The sequence below is a fragment of the Planococcus sp. FY231025 genome, assembly GCF_052078085.1.
In the GTDB taxonomy this organism is placed as follows: Bacteria; Bacillota; Bacilli; order Bacillales_A; family Planococcaceae; genus Planococcus.
Genome location: NZ_JBQJJG010000011.1, coordinates 37809 through 47399, shown reverse-complemented (window position 1 = coordinate 47399; position 9591 = coordinate 37809). Strand labels below are relative to the sequence as shown.

Genomic DNA, 9591 nt, shown 5'->3' with positions numbered 1-9591 from the left:
TCCGTCTTATGCCCGTCGAATCTACCGGGGCGCTTGCGCTTTTCTAAGTGTCCAGTCTCCAGCGCCCAGATTCTCGGGGGCATAAGCCGGCGAATCCTTCGCATTTCTGTGGTAAAATAAAAGGACTGAAAATGCGAAGGAGCCGTGTCGTATGAGCAATTTTTTTGAGCGGAAACAAAAACAGCTTGGGGTCGAGCTGAATAAAATACAGCGCAAAGCAGTCGAGCGCACTGAAGGACCCCTTCTCCTGCTGGCTTGTCCGGGATCGGGCAAAACGACAACGATGATCATGCGCATCGGCTATTTGATCGAAGAGAAGAAAGTTGATCCGCGCCGCATCAAGGCAATCACGTTCAGCAAGGCCTCAGCCCTGGATATGCAGGAGCGCTACAAGCGTTTTTTTCCGAAACTTGCACCAGTTGATTTCTCTACCATCCACAGCTTGGCTTTTCAGATTACGCGTGAATATTTCGCGGATTCCCGGTACGTCATGATCGAAGGCAGCGAAAGCCACGGGCTTCATAAAAAGCGCCTGCTCCGTGAAATGTTTGAAACCGAAGTCGGCGAGCCGATCACCGATGACCAGCTGGATGAATTGACATCATTCATAAGCTTCATCAAAAACAAAATGGCGCCGAGGGAAGGATGGCATAAGCTGGCCGCTCCTTTTGACGGAGCAGTTGAAATCGCGAAAACCTATGAAGCATTCAAAGAGAACTATGACGTCAGGTTAGTGGATTTCGACGATATGCTGTCATTGGCAAACGAAGCATTGGAGAAAAACCCGGAGTTGCTTGCCAAATACCAGCAGCGATGGGATTACGTGATGACCGATGAAAGCCAGGATACCTCCATGGTCCAGCATGCCATCGTCGAGAAGCTGGTGGCGCGCCACAACAACCTCTGTGTCGTTGCGGACGATGACCAGTCCATCTACACGTGGCGTGCGGCGGAACCGACCTATCTCTTGAAATTCAAGACGGTTTATCCCGATGCTTATGTCATGAAGATGGAACGCAATTACCGCTCGACGAAAAATATCGTTGACGCCGCCAACATCTTCATCAAAGCGAATAAAAAACGCCATGACAAAAATATGTTCACCAAGGAGCCGGCAGGAAGCCCGATTGTCATCAAGCGATTGGTTTCAGAAGACGCACAGCTCCAATACGTCATGAAGGAATTGAAAAAACTGGACAATTTCGGGGAAGTGGCGATTTTGTACCGCAATAATTCTTCTTCGACGCTGCTGATGAGCGAATTGGACCGCCTGGGCATTCCTTTTTACATGAAAGACGGCGACAACCGCTTTTTCCAGCATTGGATTGTCGAAGATATGCTGAACTTTATGCGCTTCAGCTTGAAGCCGGAGCGGGTAGATATCTATGCGAAAATTGCATCGAAGACCAATGCTTATTGGTCCGGCAGCCAATTGAAAAGTTTAAGCCGAATGAAGCCGACAGAAAAAAATGCGTTTGATGAAATCAATCTCAACGTGACCTTGAAAGATTACCAGATCAAAATTCTCGGAGAACAGAAAAAATGGTTCAGTGCATTGAACAATATGAAGCCGCTGAAAGTGATCCGCACGATCCGGGCGGACTTAGGGTACGATCAGATGCTTGCCAGCCGTGCGGAGAAGTTTGGCATGCGCCTGCAATACCTGGAACAGATTCTTATAACGCTTGAACAGATTGCGGCACCGCTTGATAATATGGTGGCATTTGCAAAACGGCTCAAGGAGCTCGAACAAGTCACGCAAAATGCCAAAGCTGAAAAAACGGACGACATGCTGACCTTGTCGACATTCCACAGTTCGAAAGGGCTTGAATTTGACCGTGTTTACATGATCGATTTAGTGGAAGGCGTCATTCCGACAGAAGAAGACACAGAGCAGCCAGACTTGCTTGAAGAAGCCCGCCGGCTGTTCTATGTCGGCATGACACGGGCGAAAAAGCACTTGGAGCTCATCAGCTTTGACAGCGGTTCCCGTTTTGTCGATGAAGTCCGGGATATCATCCTGCCGGCTGGAACCCAGCCGAAACCGAAGCGGGCAGCAGTACAGACACCGATCAAAGTGAAAGTGCCGGACAATCCGAATGCGGTCCAGGCGGACGATGAACTGGTGGAAGGCGCGAAAGTCCGCCACCGAGTGTTCGGAGCCGGAGAGATCATCGAACGGGACCATGAGCGCATTGTCATCCAATTTGTAAAAGAGCGAAAAGAGCTGATGATCGACATATGCCTCAGCTATAAATTGCTGGAAGTGATCGGATAGCCGGCAAAAGGAATGGGAAGTTTACAGAACGCGGGGAAATGGACATGAGAATTAGAGATTGGAATAGAAATTTAAAAGTTCGCCTGATCGGCGAATTTTTCATGAACACAAGTTACTGGATGGTCTTTCCGTTCCTGGCAATTTACTTTGCTGAGGAGTTCGGAAAAAGCACGGCCGGATTGCTGCTGGTCGTGTCGCAAGTATTCTCGGTAGCGGCGAACTTAGTCGGCGGCTATTGTGCTGACAGGTTCGGGCGGCGGACAATGCTCGTCTTTGCATCGTTCGGCCAGGGCCTGGCGTTCTTGCTGTTCGCTTACGCAAATTCGCCGTGGCTTGAGTCGCCGATGCTCGGCTTTATCGCCTTCACAATTGCCGGGATGGGCGGGTCGCTGTACTGGCCGGCAAGCCAGGCGATGATTGCCGACGTCATTCCGGAAAAATACCGGAGCGATGTTTTTGCCATTTTCTATACGACATTGAATATTGCTGTTGTAGTCGGACCGCTTTTCGGAGCCGTACTGTTTTTCTCCTATCGGTTCGAGCTGCTGCTCATTGTAGCCGTCATCTCGATGGTGCTCGGATTGGTGCTGCGGCTTTACACCAATGAAACCTTGCCGGAGAGCGTAAAAGAGAAATGGGAAGCGGAAGTTTCCACCGGTTTCGCCGGTGCGGTCGCCAAACAGGTTAAGGAATACGGCGTGATATTCAAGGATAAGCTATTCCTGCTGTTTGTTATCGCAGGGATATTGGGGGCGCAAACCTTCATGCAGCTGGATCTTTTGATTCCCGTCTATTTGAAAGAAACGATTGACGTGCAGACCGTGGCTTCTGTTTTCGGAAATGAATGGAATGTGACAGGGGAGACGTCTTTTGGGGTGCTGTTATCAGAGAACGGTTTGCTGGTAGCATTGTTCACTGTCATCATTACCAGATGGATGACGAGATTTCGTGAAAAATGGGTCTTTTTCATGTCAGCGATGCTGTATGGCGTTTCCATGCTGCTCTTTCCGATTACCGACTGGTTCTGGATGTTCGTTTTAGCCATGGCGGTTTTCACTTTTGCTGAATTGATGGTCGTTGGTGTCCAGCAGAGTTTCATTTCAAAATTGGCTCCCGAGGAAATGCGTGGCCAGTATTTTGCTGCAGCCAGCATGCGCTACACGATCGGCCGGATGATTGCACCGATGTCAATCCCGATGACGGCATGGTTCGGGTTTGGATGGACGTTCACAATACTCGCAATTCTCGCGGCAGTGAGCGGCTTGATCTATTATTGGATGTTTGAGCTGTTTGAAAAAACGCCTTCCCATTAAGGGAAGGCGTTTTTGGTTTATGAATCTTTTCGGACCATTTTTAGAAGCATGTGAGCCAGCATGTGCTGTTCTTCTTTGTCGCCGACTTTCCATAATTCCTGCAGCACATATTCCTCGCGGTTTTTCGGATCTTCGTTTTTCGCCAGGTAGCCTGCAACTTTTTCTGTGATCTGAGCCAAACGTTCTTCGCTCAAGCCCATTTTTTCGCCGATTTCGACTTTGGAACCTAGATAGCTTTTGAATTTCTCGAAATTCGCCAGAATATCCTCTTTTTTCTCGTCATCAAAATTCTTCAGTTTATCTTCTACTTTTTTGTCTACGTTTTCCACTTTTAACACTCTCCTTTATTTTTCATTGCATTCTTTGTTTACCTCACTCACCGAGTTTTAAACGTCTGAATTCTTAAAAAAGAAGGATTGCACAGTTTAACGTAGAAGTCTTAAGGGAACGGATACACTAGCATGGATTTTAAGGAGGATGAGAATTTTATGATACTATACGATGAGATCCAGAAGTTAAAAGCATTTCGATGTGAAGACCGCTGTGTACTAAGCGTATATCTGAATACCAATCCTGCAGATTCAGAAGCCCAGAACGGGGCTTGGAAAATCCACTTAAAGAACGGCTTGAAGCGGCTGGATGAATACCTCACTGCTTCGAAAAACGAAAAAGAGCTCAATGCTTACCGGGAATTGAAGAAGAAGGTTGAGCGCGAAATTATCGACCATCAAAGTGAATTGCAAAAAGGGGTCGTCATATTTGCTTCCCCAACTGAGAACCTCTGGTGGGTCAGATATGTACAGATATCCGTAAAGAACAACTTCTATTGGGAAGAAACACCGCAATTGGACCAGTTGCGGTATATGTATAAAGCTTATCCATACGCCGGCATTGTGATGCCGAGCCTGAAAGGGATCCGTGTGCTGGATACATCGATGGGCATCATTAATGAGGAGCTTTTCTATGAATTCGATGCTGGCCTGGAGGTTTGGACGGAACAAAAAGGCGTGCGCAACTCTGGGCGTGTGCAAGGCCGGACATCCGGCCCTGGAGCAGGTTCCGTTGGCGGCGGCGGTGCTGGGGGGAACAGTCCGGTAATCGGCGGCACGTTCGGCGGCAGCCCGACAGATGAGCTGGATCACCGGTTGAAAGAGAATCTGGAGCGTTTCTATAAGAGCATGGGCGGCAAAATTGAGAAATTGAAAAAAGAGCGCAAATGGGAAGAAGTTCATGTAGTCGGAGATGCGGAGCATGCCAAATCGTTCTGCAAGTCGCTGCAGGATAAACCGAAGAATTGCGTATACAAGAACTTGATCAATAATGATCCAGGAAAAATCCTCCATGAAGTGTTTGAAGTTTAAATTGAGAAAGCTCCGGCGCGAATCGCGCCGGAGCTTTTAATTTGGATTGGGGCAGAATGTACAGGTAGCGAAGCCTGGCAGTTCCTTGTACAGGCAGCAGGTTTTGCGGAGCGGGCCGGAAACTGCGTGGGACAAAGAAGCATCTCCGAGCAGTTTGTGGAGATAAGAAGTCCTTGCCGGCTGCCAGTTTGCCGGATCCAGAAGCCATTCCATGTCTTCAGCAGCTCTGCGGGGATTGCTGCGCTCCAGGTTGGCATAAAACCACAGGAGTGAGCCCAGCACATTCTCCCACAAGGTGATGGGCGAAATTTTAACTTGTTTCCGGAATTCCTGAATCAGGTTTTCTGTTTGGTCGATGAGGACGAAGTGCATGGCTGCAAAACGCTCATGGGGTTGGAACTGCGTGAAAGTACGGGATTCAACATGAGTTTGAAGCAAATTAAAGCCGTAATTATGTACCCGTTCAAATCTCAGCTCTTGCCAAGAGCAGGCGAAATAAGCGTTCTGACGCATAATCAAATCAAACTGGGCAGAGACGAAAAGGGCATACTGCCGGAAGAAATACGAAACTGCGACGCCGGGATTGCCGGTGCCGGCCCAGTCTTTGAGCTCTTCGATCATTTTATTCATTTTAAGGGTCAGCGGTTGTTCAGGGGGCCGGTCGACTGCAACGGACTGGGAAGCGAGTGCATATTTCAATTGCTGTGGAAACGTCATTGGGGTCACTCCTTTTCTAATATGCTACGGGAACGGAAAAGGATTTGCAAAGCGCAATAGAGAACAAATACAAAGAGGGAAAATTTAGCAGCAGGGGGAAACGAAATGGGATTTAGAATCGAAAAATTAGATCATGTGCAAGTAGCCGCGCCGAAAGGGTGCGAAGAAGAGGCGCGCCGCTTTTACGGAGAGGTTCTCGGATTGGCGGAAGTGGAGAAGCCGGAGCCACTGAGAGGCAGAGGGGGCGTATGGTTCGAATTCGGCAATTCCCAGCTTCATATCGGGGTGGAGGAACCGTTCGCGGCTGCCCGGAAAGCGCATCCGGCATTTGTCGTCAAAGGATTTGACGAGCTTCAAGAAGCGCTTGGAGCGCGCGGCATTGAAGTGAAGAACGATACCAGCATCCTGGGCAGTTCCCGCTTTTTCGTCTCGGATCCGTTCGGCAATCGGCTGGAGTTTTTGAAGGAAGGGTTCTCTGGAAGGTGAGGCAACTCCTATAGAACGGGTATGGATTTGCTGCAAGTAAATCCCGAATACTGCAAGTAAAACGGCGTTTACTGCAAGTAACCGGCTAGATACTGCAAGTAAACTTAAAATGCCGCAAGTAAATGAAAAACAGAAAAGGCTGTCGAGAAGCCTTCTTTAGACAAGTTAATAAAAAATGAATTTTTCACCTCGCTTCGGCCGCTTTGGGAAGGGCAAAGACGATTGCTCCTGCGCAAGCTCGTCGCAAAAGAGGTGCCCAAAAACTTTTGTGCACCTCTTTGGCTTTCGCCATGAGCCGGAAAAAGACACCCGTCTCATAGCTTCGCCTAGCCCATTGACGCGCCGGCGCTGGTTTCGTTCTAAAAAAGCTGATAACTCTATCCGTTTTAACAGTGCTATCTGAGATATGGAGCAAAACAGAGGAGAAAACCGTACTGCTCCTGTCCCTGCATCGCTGCGCTAGCTTCGGGACATGAAAAAACTTTGCAGCGCTAAGCGCTTCGTCGCAAAGTACCGGCCAAATGCTGTTTGGCCGGTACTTGCCTGCGGGAAAGCGAGACAGCCGAGACCCCGCAGGGAGCGAAGCGACTGAGGAGGCTTGGCGCTCGCCCGCGGCAAAGAGATGGCTCTAAGGAAGTTAGAGCCATCTCTTTGCGACGAGCGCATAGCACGCAGGAGCACAGGGGTTTTACGAAGCTGTTTTGCGGAATATCGATTAAGAGACAAGTATTTTATAGCTTTTTCAACAAGCTAAAAAGGCTGTCTGCATTTTTTAGCGGACAGCCTTTCTAATTCAATTAAACAGTTTGAAGAGCGACAGCTGGGCCGAAGAATTCGAAATGAATCTGTTCTTCTGTCATGCCGAGTGCGCGTAATTCCTGGATCATCGCTTCCATGAACGGCACCGGTCCGCAGACATAGACGTCGCCGGTCACATCGACCATTTCCTGGAGCACTTCACGGGTAATATAGCCGTTTGGCTGATCGGAATACAAAGTTTTATAAGCTGCATTTTCCATCGACGCTGTGTACTTCTGGATATCCTGGTCGAAAGCGTGGAACAATTCATTCCGCGCTGCGTGCAAGAAAGCAGTCGGGCGTTGAGGAGTAAGGGTTGCAACCGTTTCGAACATGCTCATCATCGGTGTGATGCCGACGCCGCCGCTGACAAATGCCACCGGTGAAGTCTTAACAGCATCAAGAACGAATTCGCCTGCTGGTGCACTCACTTCGATCTTGTCGCCTTCATTGACTTCTTCGTGAAGGTAGACGGATACACGCCCGTTCGGATCGTTGTCGGCTTCCCGTTTCACCGAGATGCGGAACTCGTCGGCTTTTGCAGCCTGTGACAAGCTGTACTGGCGGTTGAACAAGTATTTCTCTCCTGGAATGGACAAGCGCACGGAGATGTACTGGCCAGGCTGGTAAGTTGGAACATTGGATCCGTCAGCCGGTTTCAAATAGAACGAAGTGATGTTTTGGCTTTCTTTGACTTTGCGGGCAACCACAAAATCCTTGAAGAATTTCCAGCCGTTTTCCTGGTTTTCCGCTTGTTCGTACATGTTGTTTTCTACACCGATAAACGCATCGGCAATGACGCCGTAAGCTTCGGCCCAAGCGTTGATGATCTCATCCGTCGCTGAATCGCCGAGAACTTCTTTGATCGCTCTCAAAAGAAACTCACCGACAATCGGGTAATGTTCGGCTTTGACGCCAAGGCTTACGTGTTTATTGGCAATCTGGACAACTGCCGGCAAGATGGCTTCCAGGTTATCGATATGGACTGCCGCTGCATAGACCGTATTAGCAAGTGCTGCCTGCTGGCGCCCTTTTTTCTGGTTTGCATGATTAAAGATATTTAAAAGTTCAGGATGCGCTTCAAACATATTCTTGTAAAAGACAGTAGTGATGGCCGTTCCGTGTTCTGCTAAAACGGGTACAGTGGATTTGATAATTGATCTTGTTTCTTGTGATAACATAGTCAATCTCTCCTTTTATTTTCTATAGTTCGACTATAAACCCGTTGAAGTTTTAAAGATATATATAAAATACTTCTTTAATATTTTGTACACATTTGTCTTCACAGAAAAGTCACATAAAAAAGACCCAGGCGCTGTAAGCCTGGGTCTGGCAAGGGAATCGGGCAAAGATAAGATGGAGTAAAACACATCCGGCTTTGCCATAAAAGTTTTATCGCGAGTGAAAAGGATTCATCAATTGTTCGGGATTTCCATTGCGGGACCGAAGAATTCATAATGGATCTGGCTGTTGTCCATGCCGATATTGCGCAGTTCGCGTATGGCGACCATGAAAGGCACAGGGCCGCAGACATAGGCTTCTCCTTGCGGATCAACGTATTGTTCCAGCATGTCCCGGGTGATAAATCCGTTCTCTTCATCGGAATAGACGGTTTTGTATGAAGCGTTCTCCATTTTTTCAACAAGGCTGAGGACATCTTCATCGAAAGCATGCTGGCCGCGGTTCCGTGCTCCGGGAAGGAACGCAGTCGGACGCTCCGGTGTAGAAGTAGCCACAGTTTCGAACATGCTCATCATTGGCGTAATGCCGCCGCCGCTGAGAAAGGCGACAGGGGATGTTTTAGAAGCATCCAAGACAAATACGCCGGCAGGCGCACTCACTTCGAGGCGTTCACCTTCTTTCACCTTTTCATGCAGGTAGATTGAAACGACGCCGTTCGGGTCATTGTCCGCTTCCCGCTAGACCGAAATCCGGAATTCATCCGGTCTGGATGCTAGGAAAGGCTGTACTGGCGGATAAACGTATAAGAGTCGCCCGGAATGTAAAAGCGGACGGAAATATAGTGGCCGGGAATATAGGTCGGCACATTGGCCCCGTCTGCCGGTTTCAAGTAAAAAGAAGTGATGACGTCGCTTTCTTTCACTTTGCGGGCGATGACAAAGTCCTTGAAGTAATTCCAGCCGTTCTCCTGGTTTGCGGTGCTCTGGTACATGCTCTTTTCAACCCTGATGAACGCATCTGCAATGACGCCGTAAGCGTCGGACCAGGCTTGGATGATTTCATCCGTCGCCGCATCGCCCAGCACTTCTTTCATTGCCAGCAGCAGGTGAGCGCCGACAATCGGATAATGCTCGGGCTTTACGCCCAAACTGACGTGCTTATGTGCAATTTGGACAACAGCGGGCATGATTTCTTCCAAGTTATCAATGTGGACGGCGGCCGCGTAGACGGTTTTCGCCAATGCCGTCTGCTGGCGGCCCTGGGCTTGGTTGGCATGGTTGAAAATGTTCAGCAGTTCGGGATGTTCCTCGAACATGCGGCTGTAAAAACGGATAATGATTACGACGCCATGCTCTTCAAGGACGGGGGCAGTGGATTTGATGATGGTCCGTGTTTCTTCTGACAACATCTGGATCCTCTTCTTTTCAGCTGGTTGCGGGCGCTTCAGCGCCAATTC

The 9591-nt window shown here is 48.9% G+C and carries 7 protein-coding genes and 1 pseudogene; 4 read left to right on the top strand and 4 right to left on the bottom strand.

Features of this window, described 5'->3' with window-relative positions:
* Window positions 1–151: 151 nt before the first annotated feature.
* Window positions 152–2278, top strand: coding sequence for an ATP-dependent helicase (locus tag ACTL32_RS16405; protein WP_441342475.1), 2127 nt, complete (start codon window positions 152–154; stop codon window positions 2276–2278).
* A gap of 44 nt (window positions 2279–2322) precedes the next feature.
* Window positions 2323–3591, top strand: coding sequence for an MDR family MFS transporter (locus ACTL32_RS16400; protein WP_441342474.1), 1269 nt, complete (start codon window positions 2323–2325; stop codon window positions 3589–3591).
* Window positions 3592–3608: 17 nt separating this feature from the next.
* Here the strand turns inward: ACTL32_RS16400 and ACTL32_RS16395 are convergent, their stop codons facing one another.
* A complete protein-coding gene (locus tag ACTL32_RS16395) occupies window positions 3609–3920 on the bottom strand; it encodes a DUF3243 domain-containing protein (RefSeq protein ID WP_204891183.1) in 312 nt (103 codons plus the stop codon).
* A gap of 159 nt (window positions 3921–4079) precedes the next feature.
* Here ACTL32_RS16395 and ACTL32_RS16390 point away from each other — a divergent pair, with 159 nt between their 5' ends.
* Complete coding sequence (locus tag ACTL32_RS16390) at window positions 4080–4952, top strand: VLRF1 family aeRF1-type release factor (RefSeq protein WP_441342473.1); 873 nt, start codon at window positions 4080–4082, stop codon at window positions 4950–4952.
* Between the two features lie 36 nt (window positions 4953–4988).
* Here ACTL32_RS16390 and ACTL32_RS16385 read toward each other — a convergent pair whose 3' ends face one another.
* Entirely contained in the window at window positions 4989–5669 is a 681-nt protein-coding gene (locus ACTL32_RS16385; RefSeq protein ID WP_441342472.1) for a hypothetical protein, read from the bottom strand.
* A 105-nt stretch (window positions 5670–5774) separates the two neighbouring features.
* Here ACTL32_RS16385 and ACTL32_RS16380 point away from each other — a divergent pair, with 105 nt between their 5' ends.
* Window positions 5775–6155, top strand: coding sequence for a VOC family protein (locus ACTL32_RS16380; RefSeq protein WP_441342470.1), 381 nt, complete (start codon window positions 5775–5777; stop codon window positions 6153–6155).
* A gap of 797 nt (window positions 6156–6952) precedes the next feature.
* Here the strand turns inward: ACTL32_RS16380 and hmpA (ACTL32_RS16375) are convergent.
* Complete coding sequence (hmpA, locus tag ACTL32_RS16375) at window positions 6953–8134, bottom strand: NO-inducible flavohemoprotein (protein ID WP_441342469.1); 1182 nt, start codon at window positions 8132–8134, stop codon at window positions 6953–6955.
* 234 nt (window positions 8135–8368) lie between these two features.
* A pseudogene (hmpA, locus tag ACTL32_RS16370) lies at window positions 8369–9543 on the bottom strand (NO-inducible flavohemoprotein).
* Window positions 9544–9591: the final 48 nt, after the last annotated feature.

Excerpts from the sequence above, each read along its gene's own strand:
- ACTL32_RS16400 (WP_441342474.1), top strand. The coding sequence starts at position 2,323 with ATGAGAATTAGAGATTGGAATAGAAATTTAAAAGTTCGCCTGATCGGC.
- ACTL32_RS16390 (WP_441342473.1), top strand. The coding sequence starts at position 4,080 with ATGATACTATACGATGAGATCCAGAAGTTAAAAGCATTTCGATGTGAA.
- ACTL32_RS16385 (WP_441342472.1), bottom strand. The coding sequence starts at position 5,669 with ATGACGTTTCCACAGCAATTGAAATATGCACTCGCTTCCCAGTCCGTT.
- hmpA (WP_441342469.1), bottom strand. The coding sequence starts at position 8,134 with ATGTTATCACAAGAAACAAGATCAATTATCAAATCCACTGTACCCGTT.
- ACTL32_RS16405 (WP_441342475.1), top strand. The coding sequence starts at position 152 with ATGAGCAATTTTTTTGAGCGGAAACAAAAACAGCTTGGGGTCGAGCTG.
- ACTL32_RS16380 (WP_441342470.1), top strand. The coding sequence starts at position 5,775 with ATGGGATTTAGAATCGAAAAATTAGATCATGTGCAAGTAGCCGCGCCG.